We start from the raw sequence: 20,705 nt of genomic DNA on the forward strand, positions 1-20,705 counted from the left end.
CTCGACGACGAGCCGCTCAATTATTTGTCCAGCAATGGATAGAACTGGGTCCAGACCTCGTCCTTCTTGGCGCCGGCGATATGGCAATAGGCGCATTCACCCTTGTCCTTCACCTTGGCCATTGGAGCTTTGGGCTCGTGATGATTGAAGTTGAAGTATCCCCAGCCGTTGGTGTCAGCGAAGCGCTTGGAATCCTTCACCGTCACGTCTGCGCCGTTGAAGGGTCCGGGGAAATATCCTCTCCCCGACGGCTCAGTTCGCGATCCGTCCGCGTTTTCACCCGGGATAGTCAGCTGCAGTTCCTTGAAGAAGATCGTCCCCTCGGGAAATTGGCCGGTCTTCTGATAGACCTCGTACGAACCCGGCTCGATGTAGACGTTGTGAAACTCCGGGAAGCCGGCCTTGCCATTGTTCAGCGCGTTGGGCGTCAGCGGCGATCCGAGGTAGACCCACTCGTGAAAATTCTTCGGGAGGAGCAGCTGTCCGTCCGCAGTATACTCGGGCAGATAGCGCGCTTTGGTTTGGGCAGCACCGTCTTTGAGCGAGCCCAACAACAGGGTGGTTGCTACCGCACTGGTTACGACAGTTACGGCCGCTGTTCGAAATCCAACGAGCATGATCTCTCTCCTGCATCTCTAACCTGATATGGCCCACGCAAACTGATGACGAGCTCTCTATCGGGAATAGCTCAGGAAATATCTCTCCTGTGCGCATCGCGCGCGTCGTCAATTGACTTCACTTTCTCATTCTTGATGCAATTGGCATGTCACCCGTCGACAGGCGAGGTCTCTTGCATCAAGTTTGGCTGCGCGATTGCCCAATGACGGCGCGCTGTGCTGGGGCCGGAGTCCACCCTGACAAAAGGCAACTTTCGATGAACGATAATCACATCTCACGCGGCTTCACACCGAAGCGACAGGAACAGACACCGAAAGAACGTGTGCCGCCTGGGCAATATGTAACGGTCGATTTTCCGATTCTTTCAGCAGGACCGACACCCCAGATCGAAGTGGCACACTGGAAACTGATTCTCCAGCTAGGAGGGTCTTTAGTTCGCACCTGGAATTGGGCGGAGTTCGAGGCATTGCCGCAGACTACGATCAAGACAGATATTCACTGTGTCACCAAATGGTCCAAACTAGATACCGTCTGGCAGGGCGTCACGCTCGACGATCTGCTCCATAGCGCGGGCCTCTCAGAGCCTGCCGACCCTTACATGATGGTTCACTGCTATGGAGGGTACACCACCAACGTTCCGGTCGTGGATCTCGTTGCCGGAAAGGGCATGATCGCGACACGACATGATGGCCTACCGATTGCGCCGGCGCACGGCGGTCCAGCCCGGCTGCTAGTGCCGCATCTCTATTTCTGGAAGAGTGCCAAGTGGGTGCGACGGCTTCGTTTCATGCCGAGCGACGAGCGTGGTTTCTGGGAGTCGCGCGGATATCACAACTACGGCGATCCCTGGAAAGAGCAACGATACGATGGCGATTAAATCATCTGCTTCGTCGAGGCGACTGGAGTGGCAGCTCATGCTAGTGCACGACATCATCGTCGAAACGTCCCGCGTCAAAAGTATTCGTCTGAAGGCAGACGGTTGGGCCGGACACCTGCCTGGCCAGCACGTCGACATCCGGCTCACTGCCGAGAACGGCTATCGGGCGGAACGCAGCTACTCGATCGCGTCTCCACCCGGCGATGAATTGCTCGTCTTGACCGTGGAGCGCGTAGAGGACGGCGAAGTGTCACCTTATCTCCTTGACACACTTCGCGCCGGCGATCGCCTCGAGCTGCGCGGCCCTGTCGGGGGGTACTTCGTCTGGACAGGCCTCGAGAATAACCCACTGTGCCTCATCGCAGGAGGGTCCGGCGTTACACCATTGATGTCGATGCTTCGTCATCGAGACACAGCAACGAATCGCGGTCCGGCCTTGCTCATGTATTCATCCAGACGTTTACAAGATGTCATCTATCGAGATGAACTCGACGCGATGGCCGGCCGTGATCCTGCTCTGCGTATCGTCCACGCGCTCACCCGCGAGGCCCCACCCGACTGGACCGGCCATCGGGGACGGATCGACAAGAGCCTGATCGCCGCCAATTGCTTCGCACCCGCGCAACGACCGGCCATCTATGTCTGCGGTCCGACATCTTTTGTCGAGAGCATCGCGGCCTGGCTTGTGGAGATCGGATTCGAACCTCTCAATATCAAGACCGAACGTTTTGGACCCTCAGGAGGATAGATGTCATGGCTCATAATATCTCCGACCTGATGCTCGAGGGAAACACCGCGGCACTTCTCCTCCAGGATGTTTTTGCTCTCGATATCACTCTCGCACGGATTCGATGCGCGGCCTGTGATTGTACGAGCGGGGTCGGCGCCTTGGCCGCGCATGCCGCACCGATGGGCACCATTCTAAAATGTTCCGATTGCGATGACGTTCTGATGAGAGTGGTCGACACGCCGCGTGGCCTGTTGCTCGAGATGGCAGGCGCGCGTTACCTGAGGTTTGACCCCGGGACGCCGGCATCCCGTGCAAATGCAGGGCCCTCCACTGTGGAGACACAGGAGGGACGAGCCGGTTGCGATATCGTCGCAAGCCGCCGTTAGCGACGACGATGCTAGAAAGCTGCGTTTGCTCGTACGTGATAGTCTTCGGATACCTGGCGTTCCTCCCTCCCCTACCGGGCTCCCTGCGGCCGGTTGATATCCGACCGGCCGCTTCCTTCAAGACAAATAACGAGAAGCAAGCTTCTTGACGCGAGGAGAGAGAAAATGAGCAAACGCCGCGTTACAAAAGGCATTGAGGTGATCGGGGCCGACGGAGTACATATCGGAACCGTCGATCGGGTGAGCGGAGGCCGGATAAGGCGTGCCAGGTCCGACAGCGGCGAGGGAATTCACAAGGGTCACTATCACTACATTGCTCTTGGGTTCGTAGCGGATATCGAAGGTCAAAAAGTCCGGCTATCGGTGAACGCCGCCAACGCGCTAACCCTCGAGGAGGAAGCCGCCGGCGAGCCGACGTAGGAGCCCGCACATGATTCGCATCTCGGGGCACGTATCTCAGAGGGGATTGCTCGGGGAACCATACGCAGACTTGTCGTGATAGCACTGCGCCTCGAACTGTCGATATCGCAATTAGACCGAGCGCCGCGACCACCTTCAAAGGCTCAGGATCGACGCGACATTCAGATCCGGAAAGAGCTGAGAGTCCTCGTCTGCAAATCCCGATGTTGGACGCTCTGGATGCACGAAGGCTTCGCTCTCCAGAAACTCACCATTTGGGTAGTACTCTACAATGCCACTAGACCAAATTTCCGATAAGGCCGTCACCAGATGTTCGATGTCAGCATCTGTGTGAAATGGCGATACCGTTACGCGAAGCCGCTCAGTTCCCCTTGGGACCGTCGGATAGTTTATTGGCTGGATATAGATGTCGTACTCTTCCAAAAGCAAATCGCTGATGTACTTGCAGAGCCTCGCGTTTCCAACTATCACCGGAACGATATGGCTCGGATTGCGTAGATGCGGGACCGACCGCTCATCCAATCGGCACCTTAAGCGGGCAACCAATTCGTGCATCCTATCTCGCTCAACCGAGCTCGACTTGAGATGTCGTACGCTGGAGAGGGCACCCGCCGCAATGTGCGGCGGAAGGGCCGTCGTAAAGATGAAACCTGAAGCACAGCTTCGCACAAAATCGCAGAGCGCTGCTGACGCCGCGATATAGCCTCCCACGACGCCAAAGCCTTTAGCCAACGTCCCTTCCACGACGGAAAGTTGGCTGACCAACCCACGCTGCTGGGCAATGCCTCCACCCTGCGCTCCATACAAGCCTACAGCGTGAACCTCGTCGAGATACGTCAGCGCCCCAAAAGCCCTCGCCGCCCGGCAAATCTCGGCGATTGGCGCGATGTCGCCATCCATGGAATAGACGGACTCGAAGGCGACCAGCTTCGGCCTGTCGGGCGATACCTCCGCGAGCTTGCACTCGAGATCGATCGGATTGTTATGTTCGAATATCCGAATGGTTGCCCGACTGCTTCGAAGGCCTTCTATCATTGAGGCATGATTCAGGGCGTCAGAAAATACGACACACTCCGGCAGGTTCGCCGCCAGCGTACCGAGCGCGGCCCAATTCGAGACATATCCTGATGTGAACAGCAACGCCTGTTCCTTTTGGTGAAGCTCCGCGAGCTCCCGCTCCAGAAGCACGTGATAATGATTGGTTCCTGAGATGTTGCGCGTACCGCCGGCTCCGGCCCCACTGCGGTCCAATGCCTCGTGTATCGACGCCAGAACCTTGGGATGATGGCCCATGCCAAGGTAGTCGTTGGAACACCACACGACGACTTCCTTCGTGCCTCGAGGACTCCGCAAGGTTGCACGAGGCAGTCTTCCGACGATCCGCTCAAGATCAGCGAACACCCTGTACCGTCCCTCTCTGCGCAGACTTTCGATCCGATCTGTAAAGAAGGCTTCGTAGTTCATGGGCTACCTCGAAGCGTGAGAAGCTCGAATCTAATCGAGCATAGTGCTTCCGTCTGTTTCCCGCTTGCGTGGATTTCTTCCGCATTTGCGCAAAATGGACGCGCGTAATTCCCTACCGAGACTGCCCGGCGTACGCCTTGCGGCTACCGAATTGCCATCAATAGACCGTGCCGAGCTGCATCTATGTGCGAAACGCGCGTCTACGTACGGCGATCAACGGTTTCGAAGGACGGCGGAAAGGCGGCGACATTCTAGACGGACTGACCTCACCCGCGTGACTTGTCCGACTGAAAAAGCATCGACTCTCGGTATCGCCGCAAAAGCTCTAGATCCGATATTGGCTGCGGACTCGACAGCCCCAACTCTACGGTCTGGCACGCTTACTTGCGAGCTCGCACGGCCCGCGCGCGATAGGCGGCCTGCTTAGCTCTATTGCCGCAGACGGCCATTGAACACCAACGACGGTGATGTCCCCGCGTTCGATCGATAAACACAATCGTACACTGATGGCCTTCACAAGCCTTCACATGTTTGAAGTCTTCTTCGCAGACAAGTTGGGCCATAGCTTTAGCAATTGGAAATAGCAGAGCATCCGGCGACCGCCATCGACGTTGCCGTCTCCAGACTAAGCCCGATACCAGTAAGTCAGACTGGCCGTCCTTGTCGGATTTTTTCCGCCCCGCTTCACGCGCAACGACTTGGCCGAATTCATCGTCCCTCGCGAGAACGCGATTGAGCGGCTCCAGCTCTTGGAGAGCCTTGGGCTTCAGCGCTCGGCCCCTGTGTGCCTTCACGAATTCGCGGAACCACTCTCTCAGCTTACGCGCCTGCGCGGCGACCGCATCAAATTCGCCGGGCACGGCCGTCTTTCGCAGCTCAGCTATAGCTTCAGACGGGACTAAGCGCGCTCCCAAGAGCCACGCGATGAAATCCTCGCCCGACTCGATCCATTCGACTTCAACATCGACAGGTATCGCTCGTGAGTTCAAAAAATCCAGGCCAGGAGAATCCGCGACAAAGAACGGCGCGGGACGTTGAACAGCCATGACAATCACTCTAAAGCTCAATTACCAACAGTAACCGGCAAAACCCGCCTTGACAAGTTAACACTACGATAGCCGTCTAGATGGACGCCGCGACCAGGGTCGTGAAATCCCTAAACTATCCAGGACAGGCGGCCGGGCGCATACAAATGCACAACTGCACTCCAGGCCGATTCAACGTGACATTTCTCGACATACGCCGGTTCAGCCGTCGTCGACCGCGGGGGCGCTGGATCGGAGCCATTTAGCCAATAGTGCGCCGATACTGCTGTGGTGGTGCGGCCCCGCTCGTCGACGGCAAGTTACAGCCGAGCAGCGAATAACCTGGGTCTGCGTTCCGCGATTGATTTGTCTTTTTCAATTTTGATGCATTCGTCGCCAAGCCCATCGACAAAGAGTCGACCAGGTGCAGAGTGCAGATATGCACGAGCGGACATCGACCGCTAAATAACCCCTACCGGAAACTGGGGCAAATTCGGTTGCGTTCTCATCACTGTCGATCGATTCTAGTGAACTGAGGAATAGCATGAAGACTGAGAAGTTTGATGCGATCGTAATCGGGGCAGGACAGGCTGGGCCGCCTCTTGCAGGCAGACTGAGCAGTTCAGGAATGCGTGTTGCGGTTATCGAACGAAAGCTGATCGGGGGAACTTGCGTAAACATAGGCTGCACTCCTACCAAAACCCTAGTCGCCAGCGCCCACGCGGCTCATGTGGCGCGGCGCGTGCGAGTCTACGGAGTTGAGACAGGCCCTGTTATGGTCGATATGCAGGCAGTGAAGGCAAGGAAGGACGCGGTAGTCAGAGCGTCGCGTCAAGGCGTGGAGGATTGGCTCCGAGGAATGAACAATTGCACTATCATCCGTGGCCACGCCAAGATGACCGGCGCGGATACCGTGGACGTGAACGGTAGCAGGCTCGTGGCGCCCCGCATATTCCTCAATGTGGGTTCCCGCCCCGCCACTCCTGACATTCCGGGGCTGAGTGATGTGCCCGTGCTGACGAGTTCGACGCTGCTCGACCTTGAGCTCGTGCCGCGCCATCTGGTTGTGATCGGTGGAAGCTATGTCGGTCTTGAGTTTGCTCAAACCTTTCGGCGCTTCGGGGCCGGGGTAACCATTGTCGAGAAGGCGGATAGGCTCATAGCTCGCGAGGATTACGACATCTCAGCGGCGGTTGAGGATATCTTGAAGAAAGAAGGAATCGTTATTCGGACGGCAGCCGAATGCGTTCGTCTGGAAAGGAACAGCTCCGAAATCGCAGTCCGGGTTGATTGTTCCTCCGGTCCTGAGAAAATCTTCGCTTCGCATGTCCTTCTTGCTCTCGGCCGTCGTCCCAACACGGATGATTTGGGATTGGAGACTGTCGGCGTTCACGTGAACGACGCAGGCTTCATCGTCGTCGATGAGGAGCTTGCCACCAACGTCAAGGGGATCTGGGCACTAGGCGATTGCAATGGCCGCGGCGCCTTCACCCACACGGCGTACAACGACTATGAAATCGTTGCCGAGAACCTATTGGACGGGGGCTCTCGAAGGGTCAGCCAACGTATTCCAAGTTATGGGGTGTTCATCGATCCGCCGTTGGGTCGAGTAGGATGGACAGAACGCGAAGCAGCCGCCGCCGGCCACAGGGTTCGAATCGGAAAACGCCCCATGACACGAGTCGCCCGCGCCCGAGAAAGAGGAGAGACTTTGGGATTCATGAAGATCATTGTCGATGCCGATAGCGACCTCATATTGGGTGGCGCCATTCTGGGCGTAAGCGGCGACGAAGCAGTGCATGGCCTGCTTGGAGCAATGAATACTCGGCTCACCGCATCCGAGTTCAGTCGTATTGTTCCGATTCATCCTACCGTGTCAGAACTTATACCCACGATCCTTCACGAACTGCAGCCGTGATTGCACGTGACACCAGGCTGCGCATCCGCCGTGTAAGCCGGCAGAGCTACGAACGGCTCCTCGCTCGCCGGGCCAAAGATGGATCAATCCCGACCAGGAGACGGCACACCACGCCAGCCGGATCAAATTCAATATGCACTCTTGCCTCGGATAGAGCTCTCGAGATTAGATGCAAGCCAAACCCCTCTTGCTCCGGCTGTCTCACTTGGGGCCCGCCGCGCTCACGCCACTGTATAGCAAGAACTTCGCGACCACCATCGGGGAATGTATCCCAAAGCACTTCTACAGCTCCGGACGCAGACCTCAGAGCACCGTGCTTACAAGCATTTGTGGCGAGTTCGTGAAAGATCATATGAAGAAACAGAGCAAGCCGCGGCTCTAGGATGAGGTCGGGTCCCGCGAGCAGAATTCGCTCTCGCCAGGGAGATGCATGCGGCTTAAGCGTTTGTTCGAGCAGCCTGTCGATGTAGATGCCGTTTTGGCGCGCTCTCTCTATCCCACTATAGGCATCGGACAAGGCCGCAATTCGTTCCGTAAGCGCGATCCGGTAGCCATCCGCGGTCGTCGCCTGCGTGTTATTCACGAAACATTGGACTACACTAAGCAGGTTCAATATCCGATGCTCAAGCTCCTTGATCATAAGTTCGAGCGAAGCGTCGCAACTGGAATCTGATGTCTCATCTGGTAGAATGGCAAATCCATTCTGAAAGGAGTCGGAGGGCGGTCCCATAGGTTCACCTAGGATGAATCGGCTGGCGTCCGCGACAGCTAAAGAGCTTTCTGTCGAAGCGTTTCTGCATCGAAGTCAGTGATCTGCTTTCTCCCTGGTCCGTTACTCCTTCGCGGCTGCACAAGGTCCGGGGCGCGCGGCCATCGCCGGATAGCGGTTCAAGAGCGAAAGTCCAAATGAACGCGAGTTCTGCGAGCGAACGGAACGATAGCTTATCGGAGCATAGTCAGAGCACCTCGCAGCTAGTGAGATCTGTGAATTTTGCGCGGTTTCGACGCTGGTTGCTGCTTCTGGCTTATTACGGTTGAGGTGATCTTGTCAGAATCACAGAAATACTGGACGTCGAATATCTTCTTGAGCCACGACGCTTCGTTCTAGCCCTACGCCACTGTGTGCTTATCGCTTCCCGCGTTTCGAAACAGCAGCAGCTCTGTGTGCGACTTTAAAAGGCCAGGATTGGATTGGTGCGCAGAGGACGGGAAGGGAATAACTTCGAGCGACCGGCGGTGATATCCCGCCCGGCTGCAACAGGCTTCAAGGCCCCGATTGCGTAGCCCCTTCCTTTGCAAGAATCACGGAGAAGAGTTCATTCGGATCGGTCCATTCCGCGATTGGGCTCCAGCCTCCGGCCCGCAGAAGAACGCGTGCGTCCCGCGGAGTATACTTAAGACTATTCTCCGTGTGGATTGTCTCTCCGCGCATCATAGAAAAGCCCGGGCCGTCGACCTGAAAGCGAACGTCGCGACGGGTCTCAAGGTGCATTTCAATTCGCGCCTCCATGTCGTTCCAGCGGACAACATGCCGAAAGGCGTCCACAGGTATGGAACATCAAGCTCTCGATTGATCCGATGCAGGAGGTTGAGATTGAACGCGGCTGTTACGCCCCGTCTGTCGTCGTAGGCAGGAACGAGGATGTCTGGACCTTTGATGCGATCTGTGCCGATCAACAGCATTGAGCCGCGCCCCAGGGTCATCGCCAATTGTCGCAGTAGATCGACCGCCGTGGATCACTCCACGACGAGCCTTCAGTGATTCGTTCCTGGTTTCATTCGCTCTCTCCTCGGCTATCCAAGGAGGGGGCAATTCCTCATGACACCGAGGGGGCAGTTTTCCATGGCGCGCGACAGCAGGATCCGGGTCTTAGCGGAAGAGCCCGATCCGAACTCTACAATCACACGGTGCTCACCCGTGAGAGCAGCGATCTCGGTGACGCATGAGCTAAGAATCGAACGTTCTGTTCGGGTCGGATAATATTCAGCGAGATCGGTGATTGCCTCAAAAAGGCGCAGAACCTCGATGATCATATAGCCATCGGGCGGGAATTGTGCGCTGGCGAGCGCCCAAACCCTTGAGCACGTCATGCCGGAACGCTCGATCAACCGCTGCCGTATCTAGCCTTCGGTCGCTCTGGTAACAATGCATCGGAGTTCCTTTGGCGGGGTTGAGCCCCTGCCGCATGGACGGACCAGCGGCTGCTAGCAACCACCTCAGGCGAGCAGTGCAGCAAGCCTTCGCAGCCCTCGGTGGATGTTGACTTTAATCAGGGCCGCGGACTGACCGGTTGCACCGGATGCACGAGCAATGCTGAGGCCGTTCAGCTTTACCAGACGGATGGCCTTGGCTTGGGCAGGGCTTAGGCGGCCTAACAGATGATCTAAGGCGGCGGCACTTATTGCCGCTCGCTCGTGATCCTCTACTGACACCTCGTCGTCGAGTGATATTGGGATAAATCGGGATGCATCACGAACACGGTCAATCCATTTATGTCGCGCAATTGCGTAGAGCCACGCGCCGAATGATCTCGATGCTTTGTACGTGTGACGTTTGGCGTGGATTGCAAGGAGGGCGTCTTGCCTCGCGTCCTCTGCCGCAGCAAAGGGGAGCCGACGCTCGAAATAAAGACGCAGCCAGATGTCCAATTCGCGAAGCAATCGGTCGTAAGCTTGGCTATCCCCAGCTCGCCCCGCGACCATGAGACAACGCCATCTGCCCGAACGCTCATCCCAACTCGCCAAACGAACTGCAGTTCGCGTCTTATGCGACGCTCGGACTGCACAGTCCGGGATCGACTTCAGCTGAGCAGGGCCACCGTTACATACGTGAATTGAGGTGACTTTGTTGCCATCGGTTAGCGCTGGCATCAGGCAAGACTCCTTTCGATGCAATCGAGCAGGTAATCCATCTCGAACGGCTTTCGTAGAAGACACAGTGCCCCCGCTGAGATCGCATCGTCGTCTAGTTGCGCGTCGGGTAAGGCCGTGATGAGGATAACTGGTGTCGCGATACCCTGTTCGTGGAGAGTTCGGAGGAGGTCGAGTCCACCTATTCGTGGCATATGAACATCGGCAATGATGCAGTCCACATTCAGCAAATGGCGCGAGCCCAGAAACGTTTCCGCGGAGGTAAAAGGCTCTGCGAGATAGCCGACCGACCGCATTAGATCCACGAGTGACGAGCAAAGTGCCTCGTCGTCGTCGATGATCGCCACAAAAGGTTTCTTCACCGCACGAATTCCCACGATATGCCCGAATTCAACGCGGCGCCGAGAGGTGAAGCTGGCATAACCGCGAGCACTCGGGTGCGACGGCCACATAAAGCGCGAAGTCCGATAGGATGAAGTCAAACAGAGTTTCATAGCATTATCTGAGAACGCCCCACAGTGCGCATCGCCGCGGCAATACGGAGTATCACCTTGCTTTTGCCCACGCGCGTATACAATCTCTCGGTTGTGATGCCCCGTCCCATACCTTGGTATGGGTCACTTTCGCGCAACCCGGCCAGTCGCGATAATGTAACCTCGGTGCAAAGGGGGCGCTTTCTTTCACATCAAGGTGAACGGGCGCGATAACGTGCAGCGGACTTTCCGTAGACTTTCTTGATGCGCCAGCTCAATTGCCAACCAGCGAACCGAGTTCACTCCGCGACTAGGCAATCGTCGGACTGAATTCCCTTTCAACGGTACGCCATCTTGGCGCCGCAGGTTCATAGATCATCCCTCCGGTCCTCTGCAGAGACCAATCGGGTTCGATCAGTGCTCTCAGCGGGAGGCTCCGTCCTGACGTCTAGCGGTCAGAATCACGGCTGTCAGGGTCGGGCCATATCTTGACGAGGGAAGGCCGTGTTGGGAATGAATGACAGCGCTCGAATCTACCCAATCTCCTTCGCCTCCGGGATATGTTCCGACAAATCATGCCGCTCGATTTCGCAGGGTTTGGCTCCCAAAGCAAAGCGCTCGCGGTTACGAAACGTCGCAACCACCCGAGCCCCCGCGTTGAACGACCATTTTGCGTGCCGCTCGGCCGGATCAGATTTCCTTCAGGAGTGGATTACTTGAAAGGCGACCCCGCGGATTCTCACCTGTAGCGCGAGAGGAACTCACGCATGACGGCGGCGATCTCTTCGCAATGGGTCTCGAGCGCAAAATGACCAGTCTCGAAGAAGTGCACCTCTGCTGCTGGAATGTCGCGCATGAACGCCTCTGCGCCCCGCGGTAGGAAGAAGGGATCGTTCTTGCCCCAAGCCGCCAAGAACGGTGGCTTGTGTTTGCGGAAATAGGCCTGGAATTCCGGATAGGTGGCCACGTTGTTTTTATAGTCGCGAAAGAGGTCGAGCTGGACTTCATCGGCGCCTGGACGCGCCAGGTAGAAGTTATCCAGCGAATACCCGTCCGGAGACACCATGGACGTGTCGGCGACGCCGTGGGTGTACTGCCAGATCGTAGTCGCCGGTGAGAGGAAGGATCTGAGGGCCGCACGGTTCGCCGCCGACGGGTCCTCCCAATAGGCACGGATTGGATTCCAGCCGTCGCTTAGTCCCTCCTCATAGGCATTTCCGTTCTGTGAGATGATTGCGGCAATGCGCTCAGGATGCCGAACAGTCATTCGAAAGCCGATCGGCGCGCCATAGTCAAAGACGTAGATCGCAAAGCGGGCGAGGCCGATGACCTCGGTAAAGCGCTCGATGACCTCGGTTAGTCTGCCAAAAGTGTAAGCAAACTTGTCGTGAGACGGCATGTCCGACTGACCAAACCCGGGCAGGTCTGGTGCTACCACGCGGAAACGGTCAGAGAGTGCCGGGATCAGCGCGCGAAACATATGGCCGGCGGAAGGAAATCCGTGAAGTAACAGCAACGCCGGTGCGGTCGCTCGGCCGGCCTCGCGGTAGAATACGTTGAACCCTTCGACGTTCGCCTTGCGATATTGGATCTTCGACATAGGTGGGTCTCATGGTCCGGTTACGTGGATGTGGCTCGGCTCATTCGAACTCCCTGCGATATACCGTAGGTGTCCAGCCGGTTGTTTTCCGAAACGCGGTGCTGAACGAGCTGGTTTGGGCATAGCCCAAGCTAAGCGCAATCTCCGTGATTGACGTCTTTCGATCCGCCAAAAGCAGCTTCGCGACCTCCATGCGCCGCCGCACTTGGTATTGATGCGCTGGAATCCCGAACGATTGTTTGAATGCTCGGCAAAAGTGATGCAGGCTGAGTCGAGCAAGTTCGGCGAGTGTCAGAAGGCACACCTGTTCCGCCAGATGCTCTTCAATGTAGTCAACGACTGCGCGCTTTTGCCAGCTGGCGAGCCCTCCACGACTCACGGCCTGCTCACCGACTAACTCCTGGTCGACGCGAGCTAGTTCATGGGCAAGCACGCCAGAAAGCGCCTCCAGGTAAGGAGTATATTTGGTTTGGCCGCTCTCAATCGCGTTCTTCAACTTCGATGCCGTTTCCCAGACAAGAGAGTCCTCAAAGTACAATCTTGGCAGGAAACCAGCTCCGCCGCTGCCTGTTTTCTGAAGGGCCGCAGGATTCAGATAGAGAAACGTCACTCGAATGCATGCGCTAGCTTCATGCCGTTCACGATAGGCGCATCCGGCAGGCACGAAAGTGAGTTTATGGACAAAACTTCGAAGCTGCGAACGTAGACCATCGATGGACGTTTCACCACTCTTCCGCATACCCTCGTTGTACAATGCGAGGAGATGGGTTGGTCCCTGGAAGCAAACCTCAATTTTGCTGCCGATCGGAACATGGACGCTTTCCGAAAACCACCAATGCCAGCCCATACCGAGACGCTTAACGGGCTCGGCAGGAGTTATCTTTACGGTCGAATGATGTGCGATGTCCTCGAGCGATTTCAGCACGTCCACATCAGCTCTCGGCCCAATCTGTGTCATGCCGGCAGAAACATCATCGATACCCTCCCGGGGCATCACTCTGCCTTCACTTGAATTGGACGCGCACGTTGCCATTGCGATCATACTCCGAGAACAAATCCACCCAGTGCCGAATGGCAGCGCAAAGCGCCTCGGCACCATGCTGTCGGTCACCTACGTCCACAATCTCTCGATTGTGATACCTAGGTCCATACGTTGGTATGGGATCTTCTGCGATAGGCTGGTTCTGTTCTAAAGTCGCCGGAGGCCGCGGTGGGAGCCGCCATCACCTCTCCAGATCGAGCGCCTCAGCTATCTGGGTAAGCGTCCGACGGATTTTGCCTCCAATTTCTGCATGAGGCTGCCGCGATGCATTTTGACTGTGATTTCGCTGATTGAAAGCTAACTGGCCACTTGCTTGTTCATGAGCCGAGACGTGACCGCATCAAGCAGATTTTGACCCCTTATGGGTTTGGTGAGGAAATCTACCGCACCCTACTTCAAGGCTCTCACGGTCATTGGAATGTCACCAAAGCCGGTCATCAGACGACGGGGAGCCTAGCGTTGATGCTTTCGAGATGCCCTTGTAGCTCCAGGCCGCTCGTGCCCGGCAACCTGACGTCTAACACCAGATATGCTGGTACGTTAGGTAACTCGACTTTGAGGAAATCCGAGGCAGATCCGTATAAGGCGACTTGATAGCCCATAGACCGAAGCAAGTCCCAAGAGACTCCAGAACCGGCATGACGGCGTCGACGACGTGAACACAGACCGAAGACAGCATTACTGTTTGCTTCTTGACATCCGACTTGATTTGCAGAGCGGGAGAACGAAAGCGAAAGTCGTGCCATGCCTCTTGGTTTCTTCCACCCATAGACGCCCTCCATGGACGTTTACAATCTTGCGGCAGATCGAAAGACCCAGGCCGAGACCACTTCCCTTTGTGGTGTACAGCGCATCGAATAGGCGATCTCTATTCGCGGGATCAATGCCTTGGCCAGTGTCTGTGATTGTTACGGAGACATGATCGTTTGTCCCTCTTGACGAGGCAGTCAGAACACGGCTCCTTCCCTCAACGCCAGACATCGCTTCAACTGCATTGCGGACGAGGTTGAGGACGACCTGCTGAAGTTGAACTCGGTCCGCCTCGATATTTGGCAATGATCTGTCAAAGTCAGTACGGAGCGTGACGCTGGCGCGTTCAAGCTCTCTCTTTGACAACCGAAGGACCTCTTCAATTGCTTCGTTGATGTCAATGTTGGCGAAATTTAGCGGCGCATCCCGTACCAATGACCTCAGGCCAGTGATTACATCCGTCGCGCGGCGACCTTGTTCGATGATGCGCATGGCGGACTTGCGGGCCTCATCCGGTTCGACGGGATTTCGCTCGAGCCATCGGAGGCAGGCCTCTGCGCTCATGATGATTCCAGTCAAAGGCTGATTGATCTCGTGAATAATGGAGCCTGCGAGTTCGCCAACTGATGCGAGGCGTACGGCTCGCGCAAGCTCATTCCGCGTATCCGTAAGTGCCTGTTCCGCGGCCTTTCGGTCGGTGATGTCGGAGATAATTCCTTCCAATTCGACATCGCCGCTTGGCCCAAGGTCGAATTGTCCGACGGCGACGACGTGCAGCATCGTGCCGTCTCTATGAACAACTCTGTATTCGTGACTGAAAGGGGACTTGGTACTGACCGCCTTCGTAAGCGCCTCTTCCAAGGCAGGATAGTCATTAGGATGAACGCGGCTTTTGAAGACCTCGAACGGCACCGGATTAATTTCGAGGTCGATATCGAACATGCGGTAGCATTCGCGCGAGGCTCGAGAGAGTAGGGTCCGCGTGTTCCACCGATAGCTGCCCATGCGGCCGATCTGCTGACCCTTGACCATCCACATGTTGGTCTCACGTAGGGCCTCAAAAAGCCGTACGGATTCGAAGGAGACGGCTGCCTGCGAAGCAAGCATGGACATCACCCAGACGCACCTTGGCGTAAAGATCTGCTCGTCTCGCCCTGATTCGAGATAGAGGACGCCAATCGTCCACTCCTGATGAACCAGGGGCAAGCACAATTGGGTTATGTTTCGAGGCGGCGGCTCCTCGGGATTGATGAGCGCCGAATCTTTCCGTGTCGCTTGCCTTATGACGGTTTCTTGCCGGCTAAGGACCCTTTCGCTGAGGTCCGCCGGCAATCGGAGTTCGGTAGCGAGAGGATGCGATACGAAGAACTTGGCTCTTTCGCGAGGAAAGCTTGCGTCCGCCTTGGCGAGTAATTCACCTCCTTCGCTAAGCAGAATGCCACCCCTAGCGGCCCCAGAATAGCCAAGGGCTTGTCTAAGGAGAGCCTTGGCCAAACCTTGGTAGCTAACCTCTTTCGAGATTATCTGAAACGCTTCGGCGATCAGCTGTAGCTGATGCGTTTCGCTCCCGAGCCTCATAGCGTTACCCCGAGTGGCGAAGAAGGCGCCCGGCGCCCTTGGTGTGCCATCATGCGCATACCGCACGCTGACACATCAATGGAGACTTGTCGGCTTGGTGGTATCCTCGCCTCTCATGCTGAGCGCGCCAGAATGTGCGTGCATGCATAAGAATCCCTGCTTTAGCGACGATTTCCAGATGTAGCCATCGATTCGCGGAGGCGAGACCTTCTGACCGACATGAGCACCGGGTTGCCGAGGGTTTCTACGTCCACCCACATTCCATCCTCGACGATCCTGCCCCCCGGCAGCCTGCGAGCTCACCACCAGTTACCCAGTTTATATGTAAAGGGAACCGTTGTCGCGCCGGTGGTGAAAGTTCCCCATAGGCGAGTTCCGTCTGGATTTCACCAGTGAGGAGAGCAGCGGTTCGGATTATTGCCAGCGTCGCTTTAGCCACAGCTAGTGCGTGAGTGCCTGGCATCTCTCCAGCATTCATATCAACTTTGCTGGGGGCGTGCCCTCAGTAAGCTTTTCCGCTCAGAGGGCGCCATGACCTTCGGTAGGCGAGCTCAGTTCTGAGATTGGGCCGCCGGTCTCATCGATCCAGGTCGAGCGCCTCTGCCATCCGTGTAAGCATCGCCACGGATTTGGCTCCTAATTTCCGCATGACGCTGCCGCGATGCATTTTGACGGTGACCTCGCTGATTGAAAGCTCACTCGCAACTTGCTTGTTCATGAGCCCTGACGTGACCAGCGCCATCACTTGCCGCTCACGAGCGGTCAAGCGCGCATACTTCTCCCGGAGCTGAGCAGTCTCTGCGATATCCTGACGTCGGCCCTCGTCCATTCGGATCGCAGCTGCGACCGCATGCAGCAAATCTTGATACCGTATGGGTTTGGTGAGGAAATCTACCGCTCCCAACTTCATGGCTCTCACGGTCATTGGAATGTCGCCGAAGCCGGTCATCAAAATGACCGGCAGCCTCACGTTCATGCTTGCGAGATACTCCTGCAGCTCCAAGCCGCTCGTGCCCGGCAACCTGACGTCTAGCACCAAACACGAAGGTGCATCAGGCAATTCGGCTTTGAGGAAATCCGAGGCAGATCCGTATAAAGCGACCTGATAGCCCAAAGACCGGAGCAGGTCGCCAAGAGACTCAAGAACCGTCTCGTCGTCGTCGACGACATGAACACAACCCGAAGACGGCATTCTCAATTGCCTCCTGACATCTGAATCAGTTTGCAGAGCGGGAGAACGAATGCGAATGCCGTGCCATGCCTCTTGGTTTCTTCCACCCATTGACGCCTCCTTGCGCGGCGGATGGCAGCAACCTTTTTAGAACGAGCGTCACCGGGCCGAAGCGACCCGCCAACTTACGCCGGATATGTAACCGGAATTTCCCGATTTGACAAGTTACCATCTTTGCACGCTCCGAACCGATCGGCCGACTGCGATCGCAAAGCCGCCGCCACGCGCTTGAAAGTTAGGACATCGCGATTGTCCATGACAGGACGGCAGGCGTGATCAAACGACCAGTTCAGCGCGTGAATACGGGCTTTCGCGCACGCGTCGGCTGCTCTGCTTGAACTCGGCGATCGTCTGGCAGCCGGCGAACGCATGGAACCTCACCGTCAAAGCAAAGCGGGCTGCAAGGCAGCACGGTCCCCGCCGCTACCTTGCTGCGGCCTCTTCCGGTAGGTCCGAGCAACTCTTGTCGGACCGCGAATTCTTATTGGCGACACGAGCCACGTCCTGCTTCAAGAGATAGAGCGACACGGCGAGCAGGACGACGTCCTTCATCAGGAAGGGGATATTGCCCGTCATCGCCGGAAATCCACCGGCCGCAGCGTCCCAGCCATCCGGCATGAAGGGAATGATGGTGACGGTCGCGATAAAAGTCGCGGTCGAGCCGACAGCACCGAGAATGCCTAGCCGCTTCTGCCAAAATCCTGCGAACAGTAAGGCGCCGAAGGTCCACTCGCAGACGCCCAGGAACCAACTGGCTCCTTGGTGTCCGAAGACTGGATAAAGCCAGCTGATCAGCGGGCCGTTGCTGATAAACGGCACAAGGCGATCAGCCTCATACGCCCACCACTTCTGATAACCGAAGAAGAAAAACATGATCACCATCGAGCCGCGAACGATGTGATAGTCGAGGTCCGTCGCTAGCAACCCGGACCTGCGCAAGATACCGATACTCGGATTCGCCGTGGCGTTGATAAGCGTATTCATGGGGATGACCCTGGTTGCGATCCCCGTACTTGTGGTTCAAGCAACTGTGGAAGGCGATCTCGGTGACGTCGATTCGACTAGCGTCGTTGGTGAGCGAAACAACAAAAGCAAGACCGACGTCGACCAGTTGTGCACCTCGAGTGACGGCGCGCACGCATCGTCGACACCATGCGATCGGCGGTTTACACCTACAATCTCTCAGTAGTGATACCTCGAGCCATACCTTGGTATGGGTCTTCGAGGGAGGGCAGACACCTAAATTTCGCAGGCGAGCGAGAAGAGCCTCCAACCTGCACTTTTGTCGATCCTAATGAATCTCGCCGAATCTGAGAAGGTCGGGATCGGGTCGCGTCTCGTGCGTCGATGAGCGCGCATTGAAACTGCGCAAGAATGAGAAACTCGCGATAACGGACACGGAGCGCCTCTCTGAAGGCTCTGTTAATGCTTCGTAGTGTGAACACCATCACCAGCGTTCGCAGCATCAAAAGTGAGCCTGCGTTGTAGCTGCTCATCAGATCTTACAGCGCGATTGGAGCACCTGAATGGACGCACTTATAGCGAAAATGTCAAAGCTCGATATCGTCCAAAGTGATTTTGATTATCACTTCACGCGCGCGACGATGATCATCGTTTTCTTCGTTTTCGGCTGTCAGAAATGGTTCGACTATGAGGCGCATGCTTTGATCCCGTTCATCAGTCACGGGCCATTGATCTTTTGGCTCTACCCCGTCTTTGGCATACGCGGGGCCGCTTTCTTTCTTGGCAGCGCAGAGTGGCTGATCGCCACACTTCTGCTCCTAGGTTTTTGGAACAAGAAGTTCGCCACGTTCGGTTCGTTAGGTTCGTGCGCGACCTACGTGGCAACGGTCACGATAATCCCGTTCTTCCCGGACGCCTGGGCGGCACCTGCCGGAGGCTTTCCCGCCGCAACGCTACCGTTCCTCTTTCTGATGAAGGACATCGTGCTGCTTGCTGCGTCAGTCTATCTGCTCAAGCGGGATATTCTGCGCGCGGCTGCTGCCGAACGAGTGCCTTTGACGGAGATTGCCCAGCGAGAAGCGACCCAATAGGAATTCGTCTTTAATTGACGAAGCCAAGCGATCGAAGTCTCCGATCATCATTGGCGGTTGGGCTGCTTTTTCGCCTTCACCTCAATCGTCCCAGACGTCCCGGCCGTGGACGCACCGACAACCCAGCATTGTGGGGGATCGCGTCTTAACCAGCAGGAATCATAAACTGAAACAGGGCCCCGTTCGGCTCGCACCCGGTCGCCCACAAGCGGCCTCCATGCGCTTCGATGATCGAACGACAGATCGCCAAACCCATTCCCATCCCGTCGGCCCTTGTCGTGTAGAAGGGTTCAAAGACTCGCAGGAGGGTCTCTGGAGACAACCCCGAGCCAGTATCGCGAACACTGATGCGCACCCCTTCACCCGAGGCATTTTCAGTACTGATTTGTAACTCGCGGCAACCGACATCTATGCCGCTCATCGCCTGAATAGCGTTTACGATCAGGTTTAGTATGACCTGCTGCAATTGGAGGCGATCTCCTTGGACACGAGGCAAAGAGGGCTCGAGCCGAGTACTCATTGACACTCCGTGCTTGACGGCCTCGCCATGGGTCAGCACAACCACTTCTTGAACCGCCCCATTGATATCCAAGGGCTCCTTCCGTGACGTCTGCTTCTTGGTGAGGCCTTGTAGGCCCCTTATGATATCGCCGCCACGTAGGGCCCCTTCGACGGCCCTCTCGATGGAACGCTTTGCCTCTTCGAGGCCAGGCGGCTGCCTAGCAAGCCATCGCAAGCCAGCGTCTCCGCTAGCCACAACTGCGGTCAATGGCTGCTTAAGTTCGTGGGCAATCGACGCGGTGAGCTGTCCAAGATGGCAACGCGATTCGCATGTGCGAGCTCATTCTGCACCTCTCGATACTGGCGCTCGCGACGGGTGCTCTCCAAGACAATAGACGCCTGCGCGGCGAAGTCGGTGAACAAGGCAATCTGATTGTCGGTGTACGGCCGCACTCCCGTCCGCCCCAGATTGATGGTTCCGATGAGCTCATCATCCTTGAACATCGGCACGACTAGCATGGTTCGAACGCCAATCAGGTCGACCATGCCCCGAATGTGAGGCTCACCCCGATGATAGGTCTCGAGTTCAGCAAGGTCGGGGACGTGGCTTGGTCGCCTGCTTGCAGCCACGCTACTAACATAGCTGCTGTAATCCGCGAGCTCGGGTATCTTCCACCGCTTGAGGAGGTCGAGGTTTCCTCTGATCGCAACGAGACGGAAGCCGTCTTTCTCGAAGAGACGCAAGCTGCCAAGGTCACCTCTGCAGAGCCGCGTGGCACTGTCCAGGATAGCGTCGAATATGGGCTGCAGATCATTTGGGGAGTTGGCAATGGCGCGGAGGACTTCCGATATCGCCGCCTGCTGCGCAACGAGTTCGGTTACCTGCTCTTCCAGCTTAGAGCGGGACGACGCTGGTGGATGTGTCCCCCGCCTCCCGGCAAGTCGTCTCGTACGTGCGGATCGCTTCATCGCTCCGTGTTGGCTATCTCGAGCATGGTACTATAGCTGCAGTACATGCAATTATAATCACATAGGCCACACTTAGCGAAGCTCGCATGAAAGCGCGGCGGTTAAAACTCTCTAGCGGCCTATCAGGGCGTTCAGAACGAATGTCATTTCAACGTCGGAGCGGCCAATCACCATATTATAATTTCAGCACCATGAGCA

At 56.6% G+C, this 20,705-nt stretch carries 24 protein-coding genes and 1 pseudogene; 6 read left to right on the forward strand and 19 right to left on the reverse strand.

Annotation, left to right across the window (positions count from 1 at the left end; genetic code table 11):
- Positions 1-20 precede the first annotated feature (20 nt).
- Positions 21-617, reverse strand: coding sequence for a cytochrome P460 family protein (locus YUU_RS0135940; protein WP_027526683.1), 597 nt, complete (start codon positions 615-617; stop codon positions 21-23).
- A 257-nt stretch (positions 618-874) separates the two neighbouring features.
- On the opposite strand from YUU_RS0135940, the gene YUU_RS0135945 reads away from it, so the two are divergent.
- The 4 genes from YUU_RS0135945 to YUU_RS0135960 all read left to right on the forward strand — a co-directional run bounded on the left by YUU_RS0135945 (position 875) and on the right by YUU_RS0135960 (position 3,031).
- On the forward strand, positions 875-1,495 hold the full coding sequence (locus YUU_RS0135945; protein WP_027526684.1) for a sulfite oxidase-like oxidoreductase: 621 nt from the start codon (positions 875-877) through the stop codon (positions 1,493-1,495).
- Entirely contained in the window at positions 1,485-2,243 is a 759-nt protein-coding gene (locus YUU_RS0135950) for a ferredoxin reductase (RefSeq protein ID WP_035664309.1), read from the forward strand. The genes YUU_RS0135945 and YUU_RS0135950 overlap by 11 nt, the downstream gene beginning before the upstream one ends.
- 29 nt (positions 2,244-2,272) lie before the next feature.
- Positions 2,273-2,611 (forward strand): DUF6510 family protein, encoded by a 339-nt coding sequence (locus YUU_RS61605; RefSeq protein ID WP_245288199.1) that lies wholly within the window; start codon positions 2,273-2,275, stop codon positions 2,609-2,611.
- A 165-nt stretch (positions 2,612-2,776) separates the two neighbouring features.
- A complete protein-coding gene (locus YUU_RS0135960; protein ID WP_027526686.1) occupies positions 2,777-3,031 on the forward strand; it encodes a DUF2171 domain-containing protein in 255 nt (84 codons plus the stop codon).
- A gap of 135 nt (positions 3,032-3,166) precedes the next feature.
- Here YUU_RS0135960 and hemA read toward each other — a convergent pair whose 3' ends face one another.
- Positions 3,167-4,495, reverse strand: a complete 1,329-nt coding sequence (gene hemA, locus YUU_RS52780; RefSeq protein ID WP_084801702.1) for a 5-aminolevulinate synthase — start codon at positions 4,493-4,495, stop codon at positions 3,167-3,169.
- 380 nt (positions 4,496-4,875) lie between these two features.
- A complete protein-coding gene (locus YUU_RS0135970; protein WP_027526687.1) occupies positions 4,876-5,541 on the reverse strand; it encodes an ABATE domain-containing protein in 666 nt (221 codons plus the stop codon).
- A gap of 523 nt (positions 5,542-6,064) precedes the next feature.
- Between YUU_RS0135970 and YUU_RS0135975 the strand changes: the two genes are divergently transcribed.
- Positions 6,065-7,438: an FAD-containing oxidoreductase gene (locus YUU_RS0135975; RefSeq protein WP_035664312.1), complete on the forward strand. Its 1,374-nt coding sequence runs from the start codon at positions 6,065-6,067 to the stop codon at positions 7,436-7,438.
- Between the two features lie 46 nt (positions 7,439-7,484).
- Here YUU_RS0135975 and YUU_RS62845 read toward each other — a convergent pair whose 3' ends face one another.
- From YUU_RS62845 to YUU_RS52795, 13 genes are all read right to left on the reverse strand, one after another.
- On the reverse strand, positions 7,485-8,168 hold the full coding sequence (locus YUU_RS62845; protein WP_084801703.1) for a sensor histidine kinase: 684 nt from the start codon (positions 8,166-8,168) through the stop codon (positions 7,485-7,487).
- Positions 8,169-8,702: 534 nt separating this feature from the next.
- A complete protein-coding gene (locus YUU_RS62850) occupies positions 8,703-8,984 on the reverse strand; it encodes an L-histidine N(alpha)-methyltransferase (protein ID WP_198031879.1) in 282 nt (93 codons plus the stop codon).
- Positions 8,870-9,142 (reverse strand): L-histidine N(alpha)-methyltransferase, encoded by a 273-nt coding sequence (locus tag YUU_RS62855; protein WP_027526689.1) that lies wholly within the window; start codon positions 9,140-9,142, stop codon positions 8,870-8,872. The genes YUU_RS62850 and YUU_RS62855 overlap by 115 nt, the downstream gene beginning before the upstream one ends.
- Before the next feature lie 90 nt (positions 9,143-9,232).
- On the reverse strand, positions 9,233-9,472 hold the full coding sequence (locus tag YUU_RS59225) for an L-histidine N(alpha)-methyltransferase (RefSeq protein WP_156944696.1): 240 nt from the start codon (positions 9,470-9,472) through the stop codon (positions 9,233-9,235).
- Complete coding sequence (locus YUU_RS62860; protein ID WP_371260538.1) at positions 9,444-9,626, reverse strand: L-histidine N(alpha)-methyltransferase; 183 nt, start codon at positions 9,624-9,626, stop codon at positions 9,444-9,446. Before YUU_RS62860 ends, YUU_RS59225 begins: the two co-directional genes overlap by 29 nt.
- Before the next feature lie 29 nt (positions 9,627-9,655).
- Positions 9,656-10,087: a sigma-70 family RNA polymerase sigma factor gene (locus YUU_RS0135995; RefSeq protein ID WP_245288195.1), complete on the reverse strand. Its 432-nt coding sequence runs from the start codon at positions 10,085-10,087 to the stop codon at positions 9,656-9,658.
- Between the two features lie 221 nt (positions 10,088-10,308).
- On the reverse strand, positions 10,309-10,671 hold the full coding sequence (locus YUU_RS0136000) for a response regulator transcription factor (RefSeq protein ID WP_027526692.1): 363 nt from the start codon (positions 10,669-10,671) through the stop codon (positions 10,309-10,311).
- An 850-nt stretch (positions 10,672-11,521) separates the two neighbouring features.
- Positions 11,522-12,382 (reverse strand): alpha/beta fold hydrolase, encoded by an 861-nt coding sequence (locus tag YUU_RS0136005; RefSeq protein WP_027526693.1) that lies wholly within the window; start codon positions 12,380-12,382, stop codon positions 11,522-11,524.
- A 40-nt stretch (positions 12,383-12,422) separates the two neighbouring features.
- Positions 12,423-13,313 carry a helix-turn-helix transcriptional regulator gene (locus YUU_RS0136010; RefSeq protein ID WP_245288196.1) on the reverse strand — a complete coding sequence of 297 codons (891 nt, stop codon included), beginning with the start codon at positions 13,311-13,313 and terminating at the stop codon, positions 12,423-12,425.
- Positions 13,314-13,631: 318 nt separating this feature from the next.
- Positions 13,632-13,694 (reverse strand): hypothetical protein, encoded by a 63-nt coding sequence (locus YUU_RS62865; RefSeq protein WP_371260539.1) that lies wholly within the window; start codon positions 13,692-13,694, stop codon positions 13,632-13,634.
- Between the two features lie 408 nt (positions 13,695-14,102).
- The gene (locus tag YUU_RS0136015; RefSeq protein WP_027526695.1) at positions 14,103-15,752 is read right to left on the reverse strand and encodes an ATP-binding protein; all 1,650 of its coding nucleotides are present in this window, start codon (positions 15,750-15,752) and stop codon (positions 14,103-14,105) included.
- A gap of 577 nt (positions 15,753-16,329) precedes the next feature.
- The gene (locus YUU_RS0136020; protein ID WP_051390066.1) at positions 16,330-16,944 is read right to left on the reverse strand and encodes a response regulator transcription factor; all 615 of its coding nucleotides are present in this window, start codon (positions 16,942-16,944) and stop codon (positions 16,330-16,332) included.
- Between the two features lie 462 nt (positions 16,945-17,406).
- Positions 17,407-17,967 carry a YkgB family protein gene (locus tag YUU_RS52795; RefSeq protein WP_051390067.1) on the reverse strand — a complete coding sequence of 187 codons (561 nt, stop codon included), beginning with the start codon at positions 17,965-17,967 and terminating at the stop codon, positions 17,407-17,409.
- Positions 17,968-18,509: 542 nt separating this feature from the next.
- Between YUU_RS52795 and YUU_RS0136030 the strand changes: the two genes are divergently transcribed.
- Positions 18,510-19,037, forward strand: a complete 528-nt coding sequence (locus YUU_RS0136030; protein ID WP_027526697.1) for a YkgB family protein — start codon at positions 18,510-18,512, stop codon at positions 19,035-19,037.
- Between the two features lie 145 nt (positions 19,038-19,182).
- On the opposite strand, the gene YUU_RS0136035 is transcribed toward YUU_RS0136030, so the two are convergent.
- The 3 genes and pseudogenes from YUU_RS0136035 to YUU_RS55370 form a co-directional block, all read right to left on the reverse strand.
- Positions 19,183-19,503: an ATP-binding protein gene (locus YUU_RS0136035; RefSeq protein WP_198031880.1), complete on the reverse strand. Its 321-nt coding sequence runs from the start codon at positions 19,501-19,503 to the stop codon at positions 19,183-19,185.
- Between the two features lie 204 nt (positions 19,504-19,707).
- Positions 19,708-19,794: pseudogene (locus YUU_RS62870) on the reverse strand (hypothetical protein); the annotation flags it as partial.
- Positions 19,795-19,802: 8 nt separating this feature from the next.
- On the reverse strand, positions 19,803-20,507 hold the full coding sequence (locus YUU_RS55370) for a GAF domain-containing protein (RefSeq protein WP_027526699.1): 705 nt from the start codon (positions 20,505-20,507) through the stop codon (positions 19,803-19,805).
- Positions 20,508-20,705: the final 198 nt, after the last annotated feature.

Source organism: Bradyrhizobium sp. Ec3.3 (assembly GCF_000472925.1).
Classification (GTDB): Bacteria; Pseudomonadota; Alphaproteobacteria; order Rhizobiales; family Xanthobacteraceae; genus Bradyrhizobium.